Source organism: Porphyromonas endodontalis ATCC 35406, from assembly GCF_000174815.1.
Classification (GTDB): Bacteria; Bacteroidota; Bacteroidia; order Bacteroidales; family Porphyromonadaceae; genus Porphyromonas; species Porphyromonas endodontalis.
The window spans coordinates 1-24,864 of record NZ_ACNN01000011.1; the positions used below are offsets into that span (position 1 = coordinate 1).

Sequence of the window (24,864 nt, forward strand, 5' to 3'; positions counted from 1 at the left end):
CCACAAAGCGACCTGTCTATTGTAAGCAGTAGTAGCAGTCGCACCCTTTAGGGGTGCGTGAATTGAAACCTGCAATCATTTCATTTATCATATCAAAACTCTGTCGTCGCACCCTTTAGGGGTGCGTGAATTGAAACCATTGATTACTCTAGAGTGTATACACATGTTGTTTTGTCGCACCCTTTAGGGGTGCGTGAATTGAAACGCAATCTTATTGAGTATCAAAATTCTGAGAAATCTGTCGCACCCTTTAGGGGTGCGTGAATTGAAACTGTCTTTTAGCCCTTGCAATGTATGCAATTAAATGTCGCACCCTTTTTCCATAAGTACAGAAAAAGGGAACCCCTCTCAAGGGAGCTCGTCGCAGAGCGAGGCATCTTGAGAGGGGCGATTTGTATTCTTATAGGATTGGCGGGATCTTAGGGAGTATTCCCATCCACATCCTCCTGAGGTAACACGCTATCAGTGGGCTGAGGAGTCGGCTGGGCTGCTCCGTCTTGGTCAAAACCACGAGCGGACTCTTCTCCATATATCATTTGGATAAAGCCCATCAGCGTATTAGCTTCGTGGTCTACCACTTTGGAGCCATGGCTTCGTGCCACTTGCAAAGCAAGGCGAGCCACAGAGAAAGTCTCGTCTACTACCCCGTCTCGATAGTGGCGGAAGAACATCTTTTGCAATCGTGAGCCTCCCATCGCAAGGTTCATAAGCCAACGGCTCTTGCGCATATATTTGGCCATTACATCCGAAACGATCTCATCCCCTCGCTGTGTAAGCCCTGCCTTATAGCAGACATCGGCAAGCATAAGCTCGTTGCGCGAATAGGGGACTGCCTTAGGATTGATCTCCTTGAAGCACTTCTCCAAAACCTCACACGCACGCTTTTTGTCTCCCTTAGCGAGTAGCGCATTAGCCAAAGAGGGGAAGAGCATCCCACGATAGTAACCGCTGATCGTATTGCGAATATTCTCGTCGAAATAGATATTAGGATCACTAGCCCCAAACCAGCGGTACTTATTCATCACGAGATCGTACTCATGCTCTACGTCCTCTTCATAAGGAGTCCCCACCACGGAGATGGGGTTAAGTCGCCAAGTCATACCATCCGCTGTCAGGTAATTGGGCAGATTGGCAAAGGCATTGATAGGTGTAGAACGTGCCCAGTAGAGAGGACGTTGCCAATCGTTAGCCCCTAGCAAATCGAGGATAGCGAGCTTATCTCGCCCAACAATCCGACTCCCCGAGAGGTCGATAAGCATTTCGCCGGGCAAGCTATCACCCAAGAGGGGATAACGCTTCGCCAACATGGCTCTATCCAGAGGGAGCAAAAGTTGATGTGACGGCAATACGGACTGCCCATAACCCGGGGATTGTACTGCAAACTCTAGAGCCTTGTCTAGAGGCAGTAGAGCCCCCTCTTGCACAAAGGAAAGGGGATTTTTATAGTAAAAATCGGGTGTCATGTAGCGGTGTGGCATGGGAGGTGCATCGTAGAGTTGCTGCTGCATCTGATCTACATACCACTCACCCCCTAAAAAACTTAGGTTCGCCACCAAGACGTCGGGGCGTACCCCCTCAATCTCCTGGGCATACCAGAGAGGGAAGGTGTCGTTATCTCCAAAGTCGAAAATAATTGCATTGGGCTGACACCCTATTAGGAAATTGTACCCGAAGTCGGAAGCAACCGTTCTTCCGGAACGGTCGTGATCGTCCCAGTTCTGACCTGCCATTTGAAGGGGAATCAGCACGGCAACAACGGCTCCGATAGCTGCACTTACCATGGAGGAGAGCTTCAGCCGTTGCAAGAGGTAGTAAAGTCCGGCTATACCCATACCTATCCAGATGGCAAACGCGTAGAACGAACCGGCATAGGCGTAGTCTCGCTCACGGGGTTGACCTGGGGTTTGGTTGATATACATCACAATGGCAAGCCCCGTCATAAAGAAGAGGAAAAATACCACCCAAAAGCTCTGTACTCCTCGTGCTCCTCGCATCAATTGGAATACAATGCCTAGTATCCCGAGAATAAAGGGAAGGAGATAGTACACATTGTGCCCCTTGTTATTGGTAATCTCATCGGGGAGATCGTCTCCGCTCCCCAGCACCAAGTTATCAATGAAAGGTAGCCCTGTAGAGACACCTCCTCGGATATTAGAGCCATCGCCGTAGAGGTCGTTTTGCCGTCCTATAAAGTTCCATGCAAAATAACGCCAGTACATATAGTTGACCTGATAGCCGAAGAAGAACTTCAGATTCTCCACAAGAGTAGGTTGGGAGAGGTCTCCTTCGCTACGTCCCATCCAGCTGTTGTAACTAGCAATATGGTTAGGATCCGAGGAATAAGCCCTTGGGAAGAGGGTTTGATTCGTATAAACCGGCTTCTCTTCCATATAGAGTTCGATATAGCGATCAGGGTCGTTGGGGTTCGACTTGGGGGCCGCGCTTATCACCTTCTTCTTGGATTCGTAGCGCACCACTTTGGATGCAAACGTTTGCCCATAGAGCAAGGGTCTATCGCCATACTGCTCCCGATTGAGATATTTCTTAAGCGACAAAGCGTTATTGGGGCTATTCTCATTCATCGGTGTATCTGCCACGGAGCGAATCAAGATCACACCATAGGAAGAAAATCCGATAGCAATTACAGCCAGCGAAATCTGTAAAAGCCCCAGCACTCGCTGCGATACCTTTTTGTTGAAGAGGGTAAACCAAAGCAAAATTGCAAGGCACAGCAACCACACCCATACGCTATCGGACATGAAGGGAATCCCCATCAAAATAGAACTACAAAGTAGCGAGATACGGCTACGACGCTCATTCTTCCCTCGATAGAACTCCCATGCAGACCACGCCAGGACCCCCAAAAGCAGGACGACATAGAAGAGGAATCCGCTATTAAAGCCCAGCCCCAGCGTATTTACGGCAAAGAGGTCAAATGCCGCTCCAAGCTTTACAGAGCCTTGTATGATGCCGTACATCATCACAACAATGAGGACGAAGGAGAGTAAAACAGCTCCAATAGCCCCCTTCATAGAGGGGTTTTTAGTCCTCTTATAGTAGTAAATCAATGCCATGGCAGGGATGCAAAGGAGATTAAGGAGATGTACCCCAATACCTAAGCCCATGAAGTAAGCAATGAGCACAAGCCAGCGATCGGACTCGGGCTTCTCGGCGCGCTCTTCCCACTCCAGCATCAGCCAAAAAACAAGGGCTGTGAAGAAAGAACTAAAGGCATACACCTCCGCCTCCACGGCACTAAACCAGAAGGTATCGCTAAATGTGTAGACCAATGCCCCGGCAACGCCCGAAGCAAAAATAGCAATAGACTGAGCTTTGGTGAGGTGAGCCGGCTTGCCATCCGAGGTGAATCCCGTACGCACCCCGGGAGCGATAAGCCGCCGAACCAGATGGGTGATGGTCCAATAAAGGAACAAAATGGTGAAGGCGCTGAGCAAAGCACTCACAGCATTACAAATCAGCCCCACCTTCATGGGATCACTCGTTACCTGCGTAGCTAGGTTGTACACAAGCATAAAAAATGGAGCGCCGGGGGGATGCCCTACCTCCAGATTACGCACGGTAACAATAAACTCAGCACAATCCCACAAGCTAGCTGAGGGACCAATAGTCAAGAGATAAACTATGGCTGCAATGGCAAATGTGAGCCATCCTAAAGCACAATTGATCTTTCTAAAAGATTTCCATTCCATACTATATGGTAAATAAATACCCTATTACATTGGGTACAAAGATAGTTGAGAATTAGCGAAGAGCAAGCACTCTCCGCTCCCAAAGGAGAAGGGACGCCTTGAGAGTGGAACCCAAAGCGAAGTTGCCCAAACGCCCATCGGCACGTACAACCCGATGGCATGGAACCACCCAAACAAAGGGATTAGCCCCCACAGCTGTGCCTACGGCTTGCAAAGCTCTAGGGTTGCCAATAGTCTGAGCTAGCTCTCGATAGGAGGCCGTCTCACCGAGGGGAATGGTCGTTATCGCCCGCCACACAGACAGACGAAATAGGGAAGCCTCAACAGCGGTAAACTCGGGACGAGCAGAAGAGAGAAGGGCTAACACCTCCCGTTCGTCCGAAGAGAGGGGTGCCTCAAGGTGTAGATCGAAGGAATAAAGTGTGCTAAGCAGGGTATCTTGGGAGCACGAAGGGAGTTCTAGATGGGGAGCCTCTAAATGCGAATAGTTAGGGGCAATCTCTAGCTCTATCGTACCTAAGAAAGGGAGCGTAAATAGGGGCATACTAAGCTCTCACGAATGAGTCTCCTGCTCCTCGGGGAGAACAGAGGCTATGGAGCTACGCACCTGCTCCAAGGCTTGTAGCATATTGCGGGGGTATTCGCCCTCCCTATCAATCTGTATGGGAGGGTGGATGGTAAGAGTAAGGCGAGTGGGCGTAACCCATCGCCCCCCTGCACGGAGAGCTCGATAAGAGCCATCGATAGAGACAGGGATAATGGGGACGTCTAATTCGTATGCCAAGACAAATCCACCTTTTTTGAAGCGATCCATCCGCCCCGTAAGCGTACGCCGCCCCTCGGGAAAGATAAAAATAGAAGTCCCCTCGCTCAATACCCGTCGTGCACTGTCCATCGTCTCTTTGATCGACCCCTTCTTTTGGTCGTCGACAAAGATGAAGCCTGCCATCTGGCATGCCTTACCCATAAAAGGAACTCTGCGCAAACTCTCTTTCATAACCCAACGGAAGGGAATGGGGAGTAAGCCATACATCATGAAGATATCAAAGGCTCCCTGATGGTTGGCCATCACCACGCAAGGTTTGTGGTCTTTAGGGATATACTCACGACCTACCACGCGCGTAGGGCACAAAGAAAGCACCAAAGCAATGCGCGACCAGTAGACTCCGGGCCAGTAGCCAAAGAGGCGTTGCCCACCCAAAGCACACCCCACAACGGTAATTGTGGAGAGCAAAATGGTAGCTACGACAAACAAAGGAGCTGCCACGAGACAATAGTATACAAGATAAAGTGCTCGCAGCAGGGTCTTCATGAGAGGGTAGTTGTATTTATGATTTTATGTTCAGAACTTTAGGATACGACGCTCATTGCGCAATTGGTGCAAAGCGGAGTCTAGCAAGCCATTGACAAAGACTCCACTCTCTGCCGTGGAGTAAATCTTTGCAAGCTCAATATACTCGTTGAGAGTTACCGTGGTGGGGATTGTGGGGAAAGACAACAGCTCAGCAAGTGCCATTTGCAGGATAATCATATCCACGTCGGTCACTCTATCCATATCCCAATTCCTGAGATTCTTATTGATAATCTCGCGGTACTCCTCTTCGTGTACAATGGTGGTTCGGAGCAATTCTGCAGCAAGGTGGGTATCCTCCTCGTCTTTGTAAGCCGGGATAATAACCTCGTCGAAAGAGGTATCAGGCTTCGCCTTACGCATACTCTTTAGGGCAAACTCCTTCTCTATCTCTACCGGACTGGAGGCAAGCCGTACAGCATGGTAATACTCCGTGCCCTTGAGGCCTGCTACCACTTCGTCTACTTCTTCTATGTCTACTTTGTCTTCTACCTCTATCTTTTCTGTTACCCCCAGAGGGTTATCCCAGTAGAGCGAAAGCCCTTCGAGGTACTCGTCAAGCTCTTCGTTGCGGAAGGTATAGCCGGCAAAAGCCTGTACCCAAAACTTAGCATCGGCTGCAAAAGTATCGGGAGCCGAAGTTACGTACTCTCGGTAGAGATCACTCGCTAAGATTTCATCAAGGAGGGTAGACAAGAGTCTATCGTCGTCCGACCAAATAAGCCCACGCTCGCGGATAAATTCTTGCAGAGTGGTACTCGCCTCCATAGACTGAGCCAAGCGATTGTTGGCGAGACGCATATTGGGATTTATATCCTCCTCAGTACGCAAGAGTTTATTGCGACGACGCTCCAAACGCGCTTGATGGAAGCGAGTCAGAGTCGGTACAAGGGTCAAAAGGTGGAGGTAGAGGTCGTGTGTTCTCTCGTTGGAGGTGGTCAATTGGGCTTCCGCCTCAGCAAGTTGCTTCCCAGGGTTATGGTAATAGGCAAAGAGTTCTTGCAGCACACGGATGCGAATGAGCGTTCGGTTGATCATTGAGTTTCTATTTCAATCCATCGCAGGGGAAAAAGGACACTTATTACCTACCCCCTTACGGGAGTGCAAAGGTAGCGGTTTCTCGGTTCTCTACAATACGCTCCCCCCAAGAAGCCGGAGTCCACATCAAAATAGGGTGATCTCCGGGGGTATGGCTGTACAAGATTATTTTTCGATGGCAGAGGATCCTCCATATGTAGAGAGGCATTGCAAACATAAGTTAAGCGATATTCTAATTATTGCCTTGGCGAGTTATCTGTGTGGAGGCGATGTGCTTTCTCACGCTAGGCTCGGTCAAGATCTTTATTCCGGGTACACTCTCCCTTATTATACTGCCTGCTCGGGGTACCCTCTGTAAAGTTATACTCCCCTTCCTCAAAGGTAGTGAAAGAAGTACACCTCTCCCGTATCGGAGAGGTGTAAAGCCACGGAAATAAGTCGGAGTGTTAGTTCACTCCGACTTTTCCTTTCGATCTTTCTACTTATCTATATCGACAGAAACCTTATAAGATATGCCATCAACAACGACAATGTATAATCCTCTTATGACAGGTATCTGCATAGATGTACTTTCTCCTATCCTGCCCTGTGCCAACAGATCTCCATTTACGCTATAGACACTATAAGCACTTTGACTTGGGGCCACAATACCTATCTGCCCATTTACTCCGTAGACAGAGACATTGTGAGAGATATGTTCCACTCCATTCTCCTTGACAAATGCAAGTCGGATGGTAAGATTCTTCTTTGCCGTTACATCAATTACAAAGTCTCTCTCAGACCTCTTAGTTCCATCAACCGTCCACTGAGGTGTATACCCTTGCATAGCCTTGGCTTCACACTTAATGGTTTTCCCCTCAAGATCCTCTACGTAGTAAGCTTTCACACCAGGAGTCATCTCTTGTCCCCTTAAGAGTTTTCCGTTTAGACTAACAGCTAGGGAGAACTGTTCCTTACCATCACTTATTCCGTCAGGGATCGTCAAGAAGCACACCATGTTTACTCTATCAAGCTCTAAGACTACATTCAGGTCTCCCTCTTCAGGCATACGAATGAATATAGGATTGGCATACGATACCTTGTCCTCTGTCGGGGAGTCTGTCCAGACTCTATCATTTACAATCCAATTTTTGATAATAAAGCGTCTGTCATACTTAGCAAACAATTTCACACATTGTCCTGGTGCGAGGTGGTCACCACTCTGGACGACCTCCCCATCTACCCAATTGCCTGCTTCGTCTTGCATTTGCTTTGTAACAATGAGTTCAGTGCCTGCGCTAGTAGCATTATCCCCCCTAGGAGCAAAGGTTATAGTGCCATACTGATGTAGCATTTTTGCTACAATCTCTGTATCCTTATCTATAGAGAGCTCTATGTATTGCCCCTCAACACCGGCATCCACGACTGCACCTTGGAATTCATTGCCGTTGACAATAAACTTGTCTATCCTACAAAGTTCTTTGGGCTTGACATATGCTCGGACAATGCTTCCTTCGGGAACCCATTCGGTGGTAAGTCTCTCAAATGCTCCATTAGGAGCCTTGCCCTTAAGAAGAGTCTCCTCTGCATAGTTAGATGGATCTGATGAGAGACTTACGATGTAGTGACTAACCATAGTCTGGAACTTGACCTCAACCTTCAATGAGTGAATGTCTAGGGTCGTTTGATAGCTCAACTTGGCATCTGTACTCTCCTGCTTAATTCCATTAACAAACCATTTGTCCACTTTGTATCCACTAGGACAAGAAGCTTCAAATGTAAATAGAGCATCTGCACAGCCTACATCTGATCCATACAGAGTACCTATACGCTGACCGAGCACGATCTCACTTTTTCCATTTTGTGTCTTAGTTACATTGATGGCAAATTTAGATAGCTCCTCGTCTGTTACTCCATCTGGAGCAATAATTTTCCATGAGACAACAATGTTTGTAAAGTTGGGGACAACCTCGACAGCGCCTTCAGCGGGCATAATAAATCGAAGCATAGCTCCTCTAAATGGTTTAGTATCTACAGCAGAGACTGTGACAATATCTCCATTGATAGTCCAATTGTCGATAATCATCCCATAGTCCCATAAGACTTTGACAGCTACATGAGTCCCAGGCTCGACCTTGTCACCAATATTTATCTTTTTTTCGATCATCCATTGACCACCTTCTTCTTTCTCTACGTACACTTCGTAGGAGGGTTCTACCCATGCGGCATAAGCCCCATCAGACACATAGACGCAGTGATTGTCATCAACTAGAGATACGGTTACAGGGGCAGAGTACGAGTTAGAATAGAAAGGATAAGCATCATTGCTAACCTTGCATACAATTTTAGCTCGCGTTACTCCCGTACCAAAAGCTCCTGGCTTAAAGGTAAAGACTCCATCTCGCTCCTCATAGTATGAGGGGTCTATTCGCTCATCAAGAGGGTCATACTCGGTCAGAGGAGCTAAGTACCAAGTATACGTGGACTGATGAGTACCCTCCATCAAACCATCACTGATCTCGTGTAGATATGACAAGTCAACCTTTGAGACTCCAATTTTGTCTTTTGGTATGACAAACCTCTGAAAATCGTATTGAAAAACATATGGACTGGCAGCATTAGGTTGGCTGGAGATAAGATTGTCAAAGTCTAGTGCATTGTACTCTAGATTGCAATAAGTAAGATTCTTTAGCTCCTTTACTCCTTTGATTGTTGTCAAAGTTGGCTTCATCGAGAGATTCGTGGACCCTGAAATCATTAGGGTTGTAAGCTCCTTGTTTTGCGTTAGATCAATCTCCTTAAGCATATGTGATGCTTGCTGTATCTGTAGCGTTTTAAGCTTTTTGGCACGAGACAAGTCAATGCTGGTGAGATAGGGAGCACTCGCCCCCGTACTACGATACATAGAAAACGACAGCAACGAGTCAGGAGCTATAAAAGAAGATACGGCATTGAAGGAGACATACTGTAGCTTAGGAAGGTGTGAGAAGTCAATCTCAGGAGTAGCGATCAGGGCACTCGAGGTGGAGAAGGCTATCATCTTTGGAGCATTTATTTCTCGCACCCCAATAGGAGCCCCATCATAGTCACCATCCTTGAGTATTTCCACATTACTAACATCTATGATGACGATGTGATACCCATCCACATCTTTACTAAAGGTATGGTTGATGTAACCATTCTCGTCTAGAGTTACTTTCTCTACGCCATTGCCTTCTCCCCAGTCTATACGTATAGTCTTCTCTTGAGGATCTACTAACTCAATGTACAGCGAGGCTTTCGCCTGACTCTTTGGAGAAAAAAGGAGTACAGCTTTATTCTCAATATCGTTCACAGGATTACTGTGAGCATTGACCTTAAAGCTATGTCTTGAGCCTCTTGTAGAGGATGATCCACTAGCTGCCCTGAGGAGCATCGGGATAAAGAGCATACAGAGTACTAGAAGTAAAGACTTATAAGTCCTATTATTGACAATTGATTTCATATTATTGTATGTTTAGTTTTTGAATAGTCGAACGGCAAACTTGTCGTTAGGTAGCTTGTAGTAACTTGGCAGAATGTACATAGAGTTGAAGTAAAAGATATTAGGGTATGATCCCCCGGCTATCTCATACAGATCAGAAGCCCAATAAAAGCCAGAGGCACCTCGCTTAAAGACGTCATTGGGACTGTCAGCCATTTTAACACATCCAGTAGCTGGTAGTTCAACCGTTCTACTGAGATTACTGCTTTGCTCCCAAAAGTCTGTCCGCGTCAAGTCTCTCTCAGCACTTATTGCTAAGTCTAGGTCTATAGGGCGAGCTGTTATGACAAGTCTACTGTCAAACTTATGCACCTTATCCTTATATCGTTCATAAGAGTACCGCCAGGCTGAATAATAGTCTGTATCCTTAAATCTGACTGCATAGGTAATCCCTACTGTCGTATTAAAGAACTCGGAAGCTCCCTCTACAGTTACACCATTAATCACGACCTGCTCATAACAGGTTCTCAGCGTGTCTTTTTTACCATAGTAGACTACATTTGGGAACTCTGATGCGACCGCAGTCCACTCTTTGAATGTAGGTAGATGCCATCTTTGCCCCTCAATAGTAATTTCAGAGAATCGGTCTTTGGCTTCTGACCAGCTGAAAAGAGCAGAATTCTCAGGGAAGCCACTCTTGTCAAAAGAGACTCCATCATGAGCTATATTATAAGGAGCAATATACTCCAAAGCAGTCGGCTGTAGAGTTCGTTTGACGACCAATACACGCAGCTCTGTCGGAATCCCCTCTTTGTTAAAGAATAGCACTTTACACTGGCCAACCTTCATTGGGTGTATATCGATTACTTTGGAATCTGGAGCATAAGTTACCGACAGAATGTCTAGGGGTTCTACTTGATGTGAGTGTATCTTTCCTTCCAAAAGACTAATCTGTACATCTTTCCCCATTCTTATCGTTATCTCAGACTCAGATAGCACGATAACAGAATCTCCATCCTCGTTTGGCGTAGGCTTCCCTCTGTCGCATGAACAGAGGATACCACAAAAGATAAGGAATATAATGCCTAGCAGAGCCCTCATCTTCTTACGACTTATTTGTGTCATATGCTTAGCAGATTATACATTTGCAATCAGTGTGACAAAAGGACCTTCTTGCTGTAGGTCTTACCATTACAAACGATCTTCACTAGATAGGTGCCGTTGGCAAGGGGAGTTATGGGTATGCTATTTCCGCGCTTGTCTATCAACATTACACCAGCACTGTCATACACCGAAACTTGGGGGTTGCTCAGTCCTGTGATGACTATAGAGGAGCCTTCTAGCTTCAGCTCGACATCATTTCTTTCAAGAATAGGATAGACAGTAGTGGGGTTCTCAATGTAAAACGCTGGAGATAGCACTTGTGTCTGCTTATTGTCAGACAGATCCTTGAGCTCGACCTTTAAGTCAAACCATCCTCTCCGACCTATTACATCGGACAATGCTCCACGGAAGAAGTCACCAAATCCTTGAGCCCAGTAATGCTCGGGTTTTAGCTCAATACTTAAGGGATGCCAGATCTCAGAACCGTGTTCTGAGTAGTAAAGTTTGACATCTACACTATGCTGTTTACAGCTCCAATATCCTAGTCCCTTGCCATTATCAATGTGGTCAAAGTCTCCTGTAGCCAACTCTATATAAGCATCCCCACCGCTATTAAAGCGATCTGTGATGACACCCTCTGTGTCAACGAATCTCAACATCTGAAGGACTGGAGGTACGAAGTCGCTTCTGCTCGTATTGTAGTCTAACGTTGTGATATTGTATCCAGCGACGTTGTCGACCTGAACATTGGAATTTGTAATAACATGGTGTACAACATCCCCCTTAACATCTCTATCTTGGTGTAGTATAGACTCTTCTTTGGCATCGGTCTCTCTTACTTCTCCATAGCGCCCTAGGTAAGTATAGCTAAGAAGCAAGGTTTTCTTGTCTGGAATGGTAATCATTGAGAGTATCGGGCAACTATTTCCATACTCAAACTCTCCTTGCTTTTCGGTAAAAGAAAAGACTGGATGACCGGGATAAATGCTCTGACGTCCATCAGGAAGCATCGCATAGCCATACCACAGTCCATAGCCAAAGTCTACATACTCCGTACCATGAACATTACCACAAAGAGGGAGCCCTACCATATATCGATAATCATATCTAGCAGATCCGCCGACTGATGGTATTACCGTGCGCTGATCTTGGAAGGCCGGAGCAACTAAGGTCATAAACTTCCCATCTTTACTCTTGGGGAGATCATACCAAAAGGAGACAATCTTATCCTGTGCGATAAAGTCGTAGTCAAACATGAAGGAGTTTGACAAGGCCCCTGAGTCGTACACACTCCACACGTAATAGGCAGGAGAGGCAATAGAGATATATCCTCGTCCTACCTTCGTTGGCTCAAAGCGTTGCTTCGCCAGAGCATAGTTGTTTGGATTATTTTCAAGCGTTTGACCAGCTTTGTCACTACTATAGGAAAGAAAATAGCGAGAGCCATCCTCTTTTTTTATTCCCTTGACCGTGGCTCCCAAAGAGATGTTGTCCCCAAAGTCATTGGTATATATGCCAAAATTGTAGTCTGGACTATAGTAGTTGTTGAATGAAGTCATAAGACAACCCAGCTTGTTATGGACGAAGTAGACATCTGTTGACAAGTGCCTACAGTTCCCCAACTGCAAGATTTGTCCATCCTTTTTGACATCACCCTGTAGCAAGACGGATTTCTCGTCATAAGATTTGATCTCCGTGAGATACTTAGCGTCTTGGACATTAAAGTCGATAGACATATTACGTAGAACAGCCACATTGTCCTTAAAAACAACGTAACAACGCATATTATCCTTTGAGAGATAATATGCATACATAGTGTAGGTACCTTTAGGCAACTTACAGCTAGCCTCCCCTATGGAGGAAAACTTTCTAATCATGATAGATTCAGGGATATTTTCCCCGAAGATGGCTAGTACGATCCTGTCAGTCTCAGCCGTTTCGTCTAGCATAAATGATACGGTATACTCTGCCATAGCTTGGGATTCATACTCCTTATGTCTCTTAGGGGCATATAGACCGTACTCTTGTATCATGTAATTCTCACCACACAGTCTCCTTTGCTCTCCTTGTGTCTGAAAAACATCAGAAGAGACATCGAACACTTGTGAGTGCAAGCTTCCACTTGACAAAATTATGATGGACAGCAATCCATACAAGTAGTTGGATATCCTCATATTGGAATAAATCTTGATGTTGTGTTGTATAAAAGAAACTCTTCTTGGAAATGAACCAAAGGCACAACAAGATGTCACTCTCGCTGCAACTTGGTAAATCAAGGCAATACCTCAGGAGGCATCAATAGATCTGACAAAGAAATAGTAGACGCGCTACCAAGGTCAAATCCTATGGTATTATATAACCTAATCTATCTCTAGGTCGACTTAAGTGGATAAATCAACACTAGAGCTATAGACAATATGGTGGATTACTTCCTTCCATACGATAAGGAGACTTTTTATTGTTCCGTTTTTGCAAAAATAGTTATTTCCCAAGAACTATGCAAATGAATAAAAAACCAACTTCAACCTAAAAAAGAATCCCCCGAGCCCCAGCATTTGGGCATGTATGGCTAAAATCGACGGGATGGATAGCTGATATCCGCGCCGTTCTTGCCCTAAAATCGGTGTCTTTTTGGGTAAATTTCGGAGAAACCCCACCCAATATCCGCACCATTTGCAGGCAAAAAACAGCCCCTCTCACCTAAGATGAGAGAGGCTGCGCCTTATATTTATGTTACTCCTAAGGAGGAATTACTTCTTAGCTACAGACTTGCTACGACGCTTCTCCCAAATCATATAAGCAATAGGAGAGGCTACAAACAAGGTGCTATAGGTACCGATAACAACCCCAAGCAGGATGGCAAACGTAAAGCTACGCATCGAAGCTCCACCAAAGATGAAGATGATAAACATCACAAGGAAGGTGGTGATTGAGGTATTCAACGTACGAGCCAATGTGCTGTTAAGAGCATCATTTACCGTCGTATGGGGATCTCGATTAGGATAGTTCTTCACTGTCTCACGTACACGGTCGAAGACTACCACGGTATCGTTGATAGAGTACCCGATGATGGCAAGAATAGCCGCAATGAAGTTTTGATCCAACTCCATCGTAAAAGGCATAATGCGCCAAAGGAGTACATACAGAGCGATAATGCTTAGTGTCGTTGCCGATACAGAAGCAAAGGCTCCCAACGAGTATGATAGGTGACGGAATCGCAACAAAATGTATGCTGCCATGAAAACGAGAGCCAAGATCACCGCAATAAGTGCCTTACGAGCAATGTCGTGCGACATACTTGCACTCACCTTTTGAGAGCTTACAATACCCGTAGAGAGGAATGTATCTCTGTCTGGAGCATTCTTGTAAAGCGACTTGGTATTTTCGTAGAGAATCGTGTTGATTTCGTCTTCTACTTCAGCTGTATTCTCATCTACCTTAAAGTTGGTTGCGACACGTACTTGGGTACCCTGAGAACCAATTGAGGTTACCACCAACTTGTTGTCAAACGGAGCAGCAAGGACATCACGCACCTGAGCTACCTGTACCGGTTGATCAAACTCGATTACATAATTGCGACCTCCCGAGAATTCGATACCCATGTTGAGCTTGAGAGTAAAGAGCCCCACAAGACCGGCAATGATAAGGATAACAGGCATCGCAATACCCATCTTGCGCTTACCAAGGATGTTGAATTTAGGATCTACCAACACGTTCTTGGAAAGAGCCGTTGTGTAGGTCACCTTGCTCATTTTCCCCTTCTTATCAAGAGCTTCTACCACAATACGAGTAAGGAATACCGCTGTGATGAAAGAAGCAACAAGACCAATCATAAGCGTTGTTGCGAACCCCTTGATAGGACCCGTACCCACGATAAAGAGGATAGCTGCCGTGATGATGGTGGTGATATTGGAGTCGAAAATAGCAGAGAAAGCGTTGCCATAACCATCGGCGATAGCACGAGTCATGGACTTGCCTGCCCTAAGCTCTTCCTTGATGCGCTCAAAGATAAGCACGTTAGCATCCACCGCCATACCCAGCGTAAGCACAAGCCCGGCAATACCGGAGAGGGTGAGTACGGAGTGGAACGATGCCAAAATACCAAGCGTAAAGAAGCTATTAACAATGAGAGCACCGTCTGCAATGAGACCGGGGATTAGTCCATAAACAAGGCACATATACACCATTAGGAGTACCAATGCGATGAAGAAAGAAATAATCCCTGAGCGGATAGACTCTTCCCCAAGGGTAGGACCTACCACATTCTCTTGCTCAATCATTACCGAAGCTTCCATCTTACCAGAGTTGAGAACGTTGGCAAGGTCGGTTGTTTGCTCTACTGTGAAGTGGCCGGAGATCTCTGAACGTCCACCCGTAATTTCGCTATTAACGTTGGGTGCAGAGTAGACTACGCCATCAAGTACTACGGCAATAGCCTTACCGATATTATCCTTTGTCAGACGAGCCCACTTGCGAGCACCTTCTTCGTCCATGGTCATAGTAACAACAGGACCCTTGCTGGCTATACCCTGACTTACTTCGCTCTTCGCGCCCGTCACAACGTCTCCGGAGAGATCCGGATCGCCGTTGCGATTACCACGGATTGCATAGAGTTCGTAAATATCGGTTTCCTTCTTTGTCTGAGGATCTACATAGGGATCGTTGCCCCAAAGGAGCATGAGGTCTTCACGGATGAAGCCACGCTCATGTGCCACTTCGAGCATGCTGTCGATAGCTGCACGATTGGCGTTGCGAGCAAGCCCCACTACGGTTCCGCGGTTTACCACCTGGAGAAGGTCGAAAAGCTTAGAGCCTTCGGCCATCTTTTTATCCATTGCTTCTACAGACTCACGAGCACGTTGCTCTGCAACGGCGTTAGAATCTGAAGCATTAGCGGTCGCAGGAGTAGCTTCATTGGCAGCAGAATCGGCTACTGCAACAACTTCTGTCTCCTCTGCGGGAGCTCCGGCAAGAGCTACAAGACGCTCATTCGCTGTGATAAGATCGCTCTCTACATCAGCGTATGTATAGGTGCGCCAGAATTGGAGGTTCGCGCTCTGTTGGAGAAGACCGCGTACACGCTCCGGTTCTTTTACACCGGGAAGCTCAACAAGGATACGTCCTTCTCCTTCGATTTTTTGGATGTTGGGAGAAACAACCCCGAAGCGGTCGATACGGGTGCGAAGCACATTAATAGAAGCCTCTGAAGCACTTTCGTATTTTGCCTTGAGGATTTTTATCACGTCTACATCGGTACTACGTGCAGAGATTTCCTCACGGAGACTACCATTACCGAAGACCACGGCGAGCTGACCCTCGGGTGCGAGAGCCTTGTATTCTGCGACAAACTTATCAATAAAGTCACCCGAATGAGTACTCTTAACGGCGTTATCAAGAGCCTTTAAGAACTTAGGATCCTCGTTTTTCCCAGACAAATTCCGGAGAAGATCCTTCGCATTCAGACGAAGTACTACGTTCATACCACCCTTGAGGTCCAACCCAAGGCCGATCTGTTGTGTACGTGCTTTTTTGAGAGTGTATCCAAACCAAACCTTTTCGTTTGCCATGGAGTCTAGGTAGGCTTTACCATCTTGACCTGCTGCCGTAAGAGCCTCGGCGCGCTTCTCATAGTGCTGCACCACCGGGGTAAATGAGAGGTAGAAGGCACAGATAATGGCCAAAGCTGTCGTGATAAATATCACAAATCCTTTGTTCTGCATCTGTTGTTACTATTATATATATCAGTTACTTTTTTCCACGACCGCAAAGTTATAGGTTTTTATTGACCTAGTTGACTTATAGAGACGAATTAGGCCTAATAATCTCTTCCTTGCCCCCCTAGGAGTAAAAACCCAAAGACTAAAAAAGTATTGAAATAGGTGTCTAGCGGCGTTGCAGAATGCGCATTTTGGCACTTCTGGCGCGGGGGTTTTCAGCGATTTCGGCATCGCTTGGTAGAATAGGTTTGCGGTTCACCACCTCTATTTCGCTCCGCTTTTGTCCGTAAATAGCGGCCATAGGGTCATTATCTTCCACACTCTGAGAGGTCCCCAACAATCCTTTTCCCCACTCTTTTACCAAGCGGTCTTCAAGCGAATGATACGTTAGGACTACCAATCGACCGCCTGGAGCGAGGAGACTGGTAAGGCTCGTAAGCAACGAGCGTAATGCCCCCAGCTCATCGTTCACCTCTATCCGTAGTGCTTGGAAGAGCTGACTCAGTTTTTTACGTCTTAGAGGAGGTTGAGGAGGTAGTACGGGAGCCAAGACCTCTAGCAAAGACTCTATGGTGCGGTAGCCTGTTGAGGGGCGTCCCTTCTCAATAAGAGCGGCAATGCGGCGAGCGTCTTTGAGCTCTCCATAGTAATAGAATAGGTCGGAGAGAGCCTCCACGCTATAGGTATTGAGAAGATCGGCAGCCGTACGCCCGGCACGATTATTCATGCGCATATCGGGCAAAGCTCCCTCAAAACGAAAACTAAACCCTCGCTCGGCTGTATCGAAATGATGAGAAGAGACCCCCAAGTCTGCCAGCACTCCGTCTAGGTGCTCAACGCCAAAATAACGCATCCAGCGCGAGAGATAACGAAAATCGGAGGCAACAAAAGTAAAACGCGGGTCTACCGGAGCATTGGCCATTGCGTCTTGGTCTCGATCGAAACTATACAAATGTCCTTTTTCTCCTAGGTGTCGAAGAATCTCGCACGTATGTCCGGCACCTCCCATTGTAACGTCGGCATAGACGCCATTGGGGCGAGTAAGCAAAGCCTCTACAGCTTCGCGACAAAGTACGGGGAGGTGATACATTTATTTATCTCTTTATGAGTAACTATAACGATGTTGGGGGTATGGGGAGTGGGATCCTACCCCACAATAAGAAAGCAAAAAGGGCTCTTTTTGATAGACCTATAAGCCGGGTTCTGTACTCTATAACCTCTCTACAAGAGAAAAGCTATCGAGCGTCTGCCATTAATCTACGCCATACGTTGCCGCATGGCTCTAGCAATCTACCCCCCGGCAAGGCGCGAGCAACTCCTATATGCCGGTATACTTGATCTTACAACCCATGAGACGTACGGCAGCGAATGTCACCATCCACCCCGGTGAGCTTTTACCTCACCTTTTCACCCTTACTCATCGAAAAGAGTCCTAAAAGAACCCCGACAAGCGGTTATTCTCTGTTACGCTACTACACCTTGGATCCCCCATAAGGGGACACTCGGTGCCTTCCCGTTAGGAAGCATGGTGCTCTATGTTGCCCGGACTTTCCTCTCCTCAAGGCTTTACCCTTTAAGCAGCGACAGACCGGTCTACCAAAGAGAGATTTTGCTTCTATTCTCTACTATTTATCAATGCTTCGAGACAATTACCTTTTTTGTTTCGGGCAAGGTCTCATTGCGCAAAGCCACCTGCTTTGCCACACGATCGGCCAACTCAGAAAAATACTCTGCAAGGAGCGTATTTTCGCCCAGAGCCACAGGAGTTCCTTCGTCCCCTGCTTCACAAACCCCTTGCACGAGGGGGATTTGTCCCAAGAGCGGCAAGCCAAGCTCTTCAGCAAGGCGTGCTCCACCCCCATTCCCAAAGATATAGTATTTATTGTTGGGGAGCTCCTCGGGGGTAAACCAAGACATATTTTCTACAATACCCAATACAGGCACATTTACCTTATCGGTGAGGAACATGTCGATACCCTTACGAGCATCAATGAGAGCAATCTCCTGAGGAGTCGTCACCACAATAGCCCCACTCAAGCCGATGGTCTGCACAAGGGTAAGATGGATATCGCTTGTACCAGGAGGCATATCAATGAGGAGGTAATCCAATTCTCCCCAGTTGCCATCCTTAATTAGCTGACTAAGCGCATTCGAAGCCATAGAGCCACGCCATAGAAGAGCCTTGTCGGGATCCACAAAGAAGCCTATAGAGAGAAGTTTAATACCCTCTGCCACTTCAATGGGTTGGATGGTATCCCCCCGCCCTTCTATGGTCTCTATCACAGGACGCGCATCTTCGCAAGCGAACATTTTTGGCATACTGGGGCCGTAAATGTCGGCATCCAGCAAGCCCACTCGATAGCCTTTGCGAGCGAGAGCCACGGCAAGATTGGCGGTAAGTGTACTCTTACCCACTCCGCCTTTGCCCGAAAAAACAGCGAGCGTATTGCGTACGCCCTCTAGAGGATTATCGCGCTCCACCTTTTGGGGCTCATCGAAAACAGCTTTTACGTTCCCACGAACCTCCACATCCGGAGCTATATATGTCAAAATCGCTTGCTCTGCAGCTTTAATTACAGAAGCCTTAAAGGGGTCGTTGCTTTTAGCAAACTTGATAGAGAAGGATACCTTGGATCCCTCTATGCGGATGTCGTCTTGCAGCATCTCCGAAGAGACAATATCCACACCGCTACCCGGGTAGCGCACATGCTTCAATGCCTCTATAATGAGTGCCGGATATAATTGCGTTGCCATATTTATTTAGATCTGTTGTTCTCTATTTCCTCAAAAGAAGGGGGAGAGACTACACCACGAGAGAAGCTATGATAATCGTCATGCTCCGGCTCCTCCTCCGGCTCTACAAAAGTCTCTCTGTGGGGCAATTGCCAAGAGATATATTTGATGGACTTACCACGACTCAGCCACTGCGCCTCGTAGGCCGTCTGTGTATTGGGGATCTGCTCTAGCACATTACGTCCCGTGCCGTAGAGGTCTTCTGTAGCGAGGCGTGGGCAAATTTCGTTTGCCGCTAGGAGATCTTGCGCATATTGATAGAGGAAAGGGCTATCGGTCTTTAGATGGATAATACCCTCTTTCGCTAGGATACGTCTGTAAAGCCGAAAGGCAAACGAAGAGACGAGTCTTGCCCTTGTTTTCGACATTTGGGGGTCTGGGAAAGTGATCCAAATCTCACTAATCTCTCCCTCCGAGAAGAAGCGATCGAGCAAATTTATGTCCGTACGCACAAAGGCGGCATTGGGCATTTTTGTACGATGAGCCACCCCGGCACCAGCCCACAGACGCGCCCCTTTGCGGTCGAATCCCACGTAGAGCGACCCGGGATTACTCGCTGCAAGTGCCACTGTATATTCCCCTCTACCGCAGCCCAGCTCTATAACAAGAGGCGAGGAGGGGGAGGCAAAATACTCGGTACGCCAAGAGCCTTTATAGGGGAATCCCTCAGCCTCTAGACGCGCATAAGGGTACTGAAGAACGCACGAAAAGGTCTCTAGATCTGCAAACTTAGAGAGTTTATTTTTGCCCATCTACTAAGCCTCTTCTTGCCCCTCTTCAAAGCCACAGAAATCCATTTCGGCCTCTACAATCGACAAGACTTCCTCTTCCGAAAAAGAACCGATTTGGTCCTTCTTGGCATTCTTGATAATGTATTCCACAATCTCCGAGAGGTCAATATCCACTACCGAATCGTCACTCTCGTCTTCAAACTCCTCTATAATGCCACGGCTTTCGTAGTATTCGTAGATCAAGTCGACGAAGTAAACAATATCATCATCACTGAGACGTTCCTTTAGAGCCGGAGAGAGTTTCTTACGGATATAGGCGACAGCTTCGCTATCGTCGTACTCAAAAGATTCGGGTTCGTTATTCATTATATGTTGTTCCTTGTGATATACTATTATAATAAGAAGAGAGGAGACGATGAGCCGCAACAAAGGGCGTTATACTCTCTGACTGCACGGCGTGCTCCATCTCCGGGAGGAGCTTCTTGATCGCCTCGTTGTGGAAAAACGAATGCTTGAGGGCATCATTGATCGCCTCATACATCCACCATTTGGCTTGACGCTGGCGTTTGAGCTCGAAGTAACCCGTGTCTACAGTGTAGTGGCGATACTTGTCAATCATATCAAAGATCTCCTTAATCCCAATCGCGTAGTAACCGCTATAGGTAAGCACTTTAGGCTCCCATCCCGACTCTGTTTGGGGAAAGAGTTGCAACGCATTGCGGAAGTGGGCGGCGGCGAGTCGTGCAGCGTCGACATTCTCTCCGTCGGCTTTGTTTATGACAATACCATCTGCCATCTCCATGATTCCCCTTTTGATCCCTTGCAATTCGTCTCCGGTACCGGCAAGTTGGATGAGCAAAAAGAAGTCTACCATAGAGTGCACCGCGGTTTCACTTTGCCCTACACCCACGGTTTCTACAAAGATCGTATCGAACCCGGCAGCCTCGCACAAAATAATGGTTTCGCGCGTTTTTCGCGCCACCCCCCCCAGTGAATCTCCGGCAGCACTCGGGCGAATAAACGCATTCGGCTCACGAGCGAGTTGCTCCATACGCGTCTTATCTCCTAAGATACTCCCTCTACTCACTTCGCTAGTAGGGTCGATAGCCAAAACGGCAAGCTTACGCCCTTGGCGAATAAGGTGCATACCAAAGGAGTCTATACTTGTACTCTTGCCGGCCCCGGGCACCCCTGTAATACCAATACGGATGCTCTTGCCGGCATAGGGTAGGCAACCCTCTATGATAGCCTGCGCCTTCGCACGATGTGCCTCCAGCGTACTCTCCACAAGGGTAACGGCTTGACTTAAACGCGTAATATCCCCTGCCACGATCGCCTCCACATACTGCTCAACAGACAACTCCGGCAGACGACGTCTCCGGAAGTGCGGATTGACAATGGGAGGCGCAGATGCCACCCCACTCTGTACCTTAAGCCCCTTGTAGGCAGGGTCATTCTCCGGGTGGTGGTGCTTATCTTCCATGGGGATAATTGTCTTATTCGCTTTCGGCGACGAATTTACTTCCTAACTGCCGCTTCAAAACGCACTTTACGAAGGGGGCCATGAGGGTCGTTGACCAAAATATCAACGTTCTGCGAGAGCTTCCCTCCCTGACGAGCGACCTCTCGCATATTCACGCTATAAACCAACTCGCCCTTCTCTCCAGCGGCTACGATCTTGCTCTTCGCCTTGATTTTTATTGCCTTATTGTCCGATACGATACTATAGATTTCGAGAGGAGCATCTCCCTTATTCTCTATGGAGATGCGCCCCTTGATGGTCTCCGTTGCCGAACGTTCACCAAAATCGAAATAGGTAAGCAAATCCATTTTGGGAGCCATCTCGGTAGCTATCATAAGTTCATCGGGGACTACAGGCATACTCACTTTAATATCGGTACGCTCACGAACACCCCCTTGAGTATCCCATGCCTCAAGACGTAAAACGCCCTGACGAAGAGCCGGTTTGTCCTTGGGGGAAACCAAAGAGGTGAGATAAAGCTCCTCGGGTTCATTAGGTGCTAAAGTAAACTCTGTCTTACTGATAGAAACGAATTTGGGCACCTTACGGAGGCGTACCATAATGGGTTGATTGGTAGGATTATTGACTACCAAACGAATTGCGGCTTCGCCTTCGGCAGAAACGATAGGGAATGCGAGGTGTTGATTGCTCACCTGAAGGCCTCCCACTCGGAGCTGATATTTCCGATCTTCATTCCCCCCAAGCGTAGTTACGTTCCCCTTGATTACGAGCTCCTTGGGGAGCTCTCCGGCATTGGAGTAGATACGCACTTTCTTGACAAAGGTACCGGGTCTCCCCTCCGGATTATAGCTCACTCGCACCTCGCCCTTAGCTCCGGGCTCTACGGTCTCCCGTGTATAAGAGGGGGTAGTACAGCCACAATCTGCCGTAGCATTGGTAATAACGAGTGGGGCATTCCCCGTATTCGTAAAGGAGAAAATGCACCCAACTGGGCCTTTTTCTTCTGCTACCAAACCAAAGTTGTGGACGGAGTCTGCAAAAGTTATTGCAGGGATTGCTTCTCCCATTACACCCTGCGCCCACAGACTGTAAGCCCCAGAGAAGAGTACAGAAGAGATCAGAAAAAGTATCCCAAGGCGTATTATTCGTTTCATAACTATGGCAAAAACCGCCCCCTAAGGGTAGTCCATAGAAAGGATTGCCCTCAGAGGGAGGAAATAATCTTTCTCTGTACGGACTTTTACTCTACCGTACCTTTTATCTGAAGCGTAAAGGCCCCATCTTTGCCGTTACTATAGACAGCGACGGTCTTTACGAACTGACCGGGACGACCGGCAGGGTTGTAGGTAACCTTGATCTTAGACTCCTTGCCCGGAGCGACAGGCTCGGTCGAAAACTCGGGTTTAGTACAGCCACACGCTGCATTTACTCGAGTAATAACGAGAGGAGCCGTACCCACATTCTTAATCACAAAGACGTGGCTTACGGGGCCATTTACTTCCTTGATGGTTCCAAAGTCGAACTCAGTTTTATCTGCACTTATAACGGCACCATTCCCTTTCTTATCGTTCTGTGCCAAGGCTACTCCCAAAGAGAAAAAGAGGGTAACCAGTAGAAAAACAACTTTCTTCATAGCATTGTATATTACTTTACTATCCTATTATCCTTTGACAATACAACACCGATAACGTTTACTCGGCTCCGCAAATATACAAAGCTTTTTGCTAAGCGGATCTTTTTTGGGAGGGACAAAGAGAGAAAGACTCCCCCTGTTTTGTGTATAAATGCCGCACCGTCAGTAAGAAAATAGCACGACTTCCTTCCCCAAAACTACCCTAGAGATCTTTTATTCCTACCTTACCCCCCCCCTCCTGATTACCCTAAAAAGAAAAAAGTACAGTCCATGAAACTTTTTGTTTTAGGCCTGTATCTCACAAAATTTAGGGCAAAGAAATTTCTCCATTTCACAGAGAGGGAGCGAAGAAGGAGATTGACTTCAACTCTTCTTGTGTAGCATCGTATTGTTCAATGTTTCCCTATCTTTGTGACACAAAGGCTGAGATTTTTCTTTCACCCTGCTAAAAAGGAGGATAAGTCGGAGGCTCGTAAGGATTTTGCACTGCAAAATAGTTCTCCCAAGAAAATAAGTACAAATACACTAGAATACCCCAAAATGAAAAAAATCAGTAGCATCTGCTTCTTACTTGTGACCATGCTGCTCGCAGCATGTGATGGGTCGGTAAAACCCTCCCAAACCAAGCTTACACTCAGTACCGATAAACTCACCATCATGGCCGATGGCGAGGACAAAGCGGTCTTTACAGTACGCGACCAGGCCAATCAAGATTGCTCTCAAAAAGCTATATATAAGGTCAACGGGAAAAAGATAGACAAGGCGGAATTTTCCACCAAGACCCCCGGAGAATACAAAGTAGTAGCCGTGGTTGGGGAGGTCGTTTCCAACGAAATTACCATCAAAGCGCACGAAAAAAAAGCTGAGGTAAAGGCTATTATCCTCAAAGTGGACAAGACTACAGTATTGGCAGATGGTATAGATAAGATAGCCCTCTCGTGCTATGATGCCGACAATCAGGGAGGGGAACCTCTCAAAGAGGTTGCCTACTTTGCCAACGGAGAGAAGCTAGAGGGTGCTGCATTCCAACCCAAAGAGGCAGGCACATTCAAGCTCAAAGCTCAATATGGCGATCTGTTTTCGCCCGAGATTGAGGTAACAGCAACAAAGGGAGAACCGGAGGATTTCAAACCCACTCCACACGTTCTGCTCGAAGACTGGACGGGGACTTGGTGCCCAGCCTGCCCCAGGGCTCATGCAATACTGGAAGAGGCTGCTAAAGATCCTAAGTTTGTAACCCTTGAGATTCATGTTGCTTCGGGAAGACAGGATCCCTTTGCTGTTGATCAATTAGTTCGGGATCTCGTTGCACCCCAAGGCATAAGGGCATTCCCTACGATTAGGGCTAATCGCACGTATTCCTCACCCCTCAATTTTGAAATGATTAAAAAGACGTTTGCCGACATCGCCGCTCAAGTTGGTATTGCATTGGAGGTAAAGCTTGAGAATGGCAATGTTGTAGCAAAAACAAAAGTACGCCGTCAACCATCCTTTACATCGGAGATTCGTCTCTGTGTTGCCCTCTACGAAAACAACCTACATGCCGATCAGGCCAACGGCGCTAGGAACCAAAGATTTGACCACGTACTCCGCGACTTCTACAATAAAGCATCGCTTGGGTTTGGTGTAGAGTTTGAGGGCGATATCCATGCCGGGCAGTACGTCTTTACCCCTGAGAGCAATTGGAAACAACAAGACCTCGGGGTCATTGTTATGGCACTCGACAAGAAAGGGCGAGTGCTTAACGCTCAGTATGCCAATATTGGCGATAGCAAAGGTTACTAAATAGTAGACTTCTTAGGTTGTGATGAACGTATCCCCTCCCTGCCGGCTTCGGAAGAAATTGCATCAGCCGGCAGTAT

General features: G+C 47.2%; 16 protein-coding genes, 1 other RNA gene and 1 pseudogene. 2 read left to right on the forward strand and 16 right to left on the reverse strand.

Going from position 1 to position 24,864, the window contains the following annotated elements:
* Positions 1–419: 419 nt before the first annotated feature.
* From POREN0001_RS02170 to nusB, 4 genes are read right to left on the reverse strand one after another with little or no spacing between them, the layout of a single operon-like run.
* Complete coding sequence (locus tag POREN0001_RS02170; RefSeq protein WP_004332704.1) at positions 420–3,710, reverse strand: glycosyltransferase family 117 protein; 3,291 nt, start codon at positions 3,708–3,710, stop codon at positions 420–422.
* Positions 3,711–3,762: 52 nt separating this feature from the next.
* Positions 3,763–4,254 carry a methylated-DNA--[protein]-cysteine S-methyltransferase gene (locus POREN0001_RS08970; RefSeq protein ID WP_004332696.1) on the reverse strand — a complete coding sequence of 164 codons (492 nt, stop codon included), beginning with the start codon at positions 4,252–4,254 and terminating at the stop codon, positions 3,763–3,765.
* Between the two features lie 9 nt (positions 4,255–4,263).
* Positions 4,264–5,022, reverse strand: coding sequence for a lysophospholipid acyltransferase family protein (locus tag POREN0001_RS02180; protein ID WP_004332679.1), 759 nt, complete (start codon positions 5,020–5,022; stop codon positions 4,264–4,266).
* A gap of 30 nt (positions 5,023–5,052) precedes the next feature.
* Positions 5,053–6,099, reverse strand: coding sequence for a transcription antitermination factor NusB (gene nusB, locus POREN0001_RS02185; RefSeq protein ID WP_004332658.1), 1,047 nt, complete (start codon positions 6,097–6,099; stop codon positions 5,053–5,055).
* Between the two features lie 151 nt (positions 6,100–6,250).
* On the opposite strand from nusB, the pseudogene POREN0001_RS09340 reads away from it, so the two are divergent.
* Positions 6,251–6,370, forward strand: a pseudogene (locus POREN0001_RS09340) (ISAs1-like element ISPg6 family transposase); the annotation flags it as partial.
* 207 nt (positions 6,371–6,577) lie between these two features.
* On the opposite strand, the gene POREN0001_RS02190 reads toward POREN0001_RS09340, so the two are convergent.
* The 12 genes from POREN0001_RS02190 to POREN0001_RS02240 all read right to left on the reverse strand — a co-directional run bounded on the left by POREN0001_RS02190 (position 6,578) and on the right by POREN0001_RS02240 (position 23,002).
* A complete protein-coding gene (locus tag POREN0001_RS02190; protein ID WP_147286677.1) occupies positions 6,578–9,562 on the reverse strand; it encodes a hypothetical protein in 2,985 nt (994 codons plus the stop codon).
* Positions 9,563–9,574: 12 nt separating this feature from the next.
* Positions 9,575–10,666, reverse strand: a complete 1,092-nt coding sequence (locus POREN0001_RS02195; protein WP_004332692.1) for a hypothetical protein — start codon at positions 10,664–10,666, stop codon at positions 9,575–9,577.
* A 26-nt stretch (positions 10,667–10,692) separates the two neighbouring features.
* Positions 10,693–12,678 (reverse strand): T9SS type A sorting domain-containing protein, encoded by a 1,986-nt coding sequence (locus tag POREN0001_RS02200; RefSeq protein ID WP_004332669.1) that lies wholly within the window; start codon positions 12,676–12,678, stop codon positions 10,693–10,695.
* Positions 12,679–13,395: 717 nt separating this feature from the next.
* Positions 13,396–16,365: a protein translocase subunit SecDF gene (secDF, locus tag POREN0001_RS02205; RefSeq protein ID WP_004332663.1), complete on the reverse strand. Its 2,970-nt coding sequence runs from the start codon at positions 16,363–16,365 to the stop codon at positions 13,396–13,398.
* A 163-nt stretch (positions 16,366–16,528) separates the two neighbouring features.
* Positions 16,529–17,452, reverse strand: a complete 924-nt coding sequence (rsmH, locus tag POREN0001_RS02210; RefSeq protein ID WP_004332693.1) for a 16S rRNA (cytosine(1402)-N(4))-methyltransferase RsmH — start codon at positions 17,450–17,452, stop codon at positions 16,529–16,531.
* An 86-nt stretch (positions 17,453–17,538) separates the two neighbouring features.
* Positions 17,539–17,962: RNase P RNA component class A (gene rnpB / locus POREN0001_RS08975), an RNA gene on the reverse strand.
* A 32-nt stretch (positions 17,963–17,994) separates the two neighbouring features.
* Positions 17,995–19,116, reverse strand: a complete 1,122-nt coding sequence (locus tag POREN0001_RS02215) for an Mrp/NBP35 family ATP-binding protein (protein WP_004332660.1) — start codon at positions 19,114–19,116, stop codon at positions 17,995–17,997.
* A gap of 2 nt (positions 19,117–19,118) precedes the next feature.
* Positions 19,119–19,907, reverse strand: a complete 789-nt coding sequence (gene trmB / locus POREN0001_RS02220; protein WP_004332710.1) for a tRNA (guanosine(46)-N7)-methyltransferase TrmB — start codon at positions 19,905–19,907, stop codon at positions 19,119–19,121.
* Between the two features lie 3 nt (positions 19,908–19,910).
* Positions 19,911–20,252, reverse strand: a complete 342-nt coding sequence (locus POREN0001_RS02225; RefSeq protein WP_004332724.1) for a hypothetical protein — start codon at positions 20,250–20,252, stop codon at positions 19,911–19,913.
* Positions 20,245–21,369 carry a methylmalonyl Co-A mutase-associated GTPase MeaB gene (gene meaB, locus POREN0001_RS02230; protein WP_004332653.1) on the reverse strand — a complete coding sequence of 375 codons (1,125 nt, stop codon included), beginning with the start codon at positions 21,367–21,369 and terminating at the stop codon, positions 20,245–20,247. The genes POREN0001_RS02225 and meaB overlap by 8 nt, the downstream gene beginning before the upstream one ends.
* Positions 21,370–21,404: 35 nt before the next feature.
* The gene (locus tag POREN0001_RS02235; protein WP_004332661.1) at positions 21,405–22,523 is read right to left on the reverse strand and encodes a DUF1573 domain-containing protein; all 1,119 of its coding nucleotides are present in this window, start codon (positions 22,521–22,523) and stop codon (positions 21,405–21,407) included.
* Between the two features lie 86 nt (positions 22,524–22,609).
* Positions 22,610–23,002 (reverse strand): DUF1573 domain-containing protein, encoded by a 393-nt coding sequence (locus POREN0001_RS02240; protein WP_004332715.1) that lies wholly within the window; start codon positions 23,000–23,002, stop codon positions 22,610–22,612.
* 540 nt (positions 23,003–23,542) lie between these two features.
* Between POREN0001_RS02240 and POREN0001_RS02245 the strand changes: the two genes are divergently transcribed.
* Entirely contained in the window at positions 23,543–24,787 is a 1,245-nt protein-coding gene (locus POREN0001_RS02245; protein WP_040580227.1) for an Omp28-related outer membrane protein, read from the forward strand.
* The last annotated feature ends 77 nt before the right edge of the window (positions 24,788–24,864 follow it).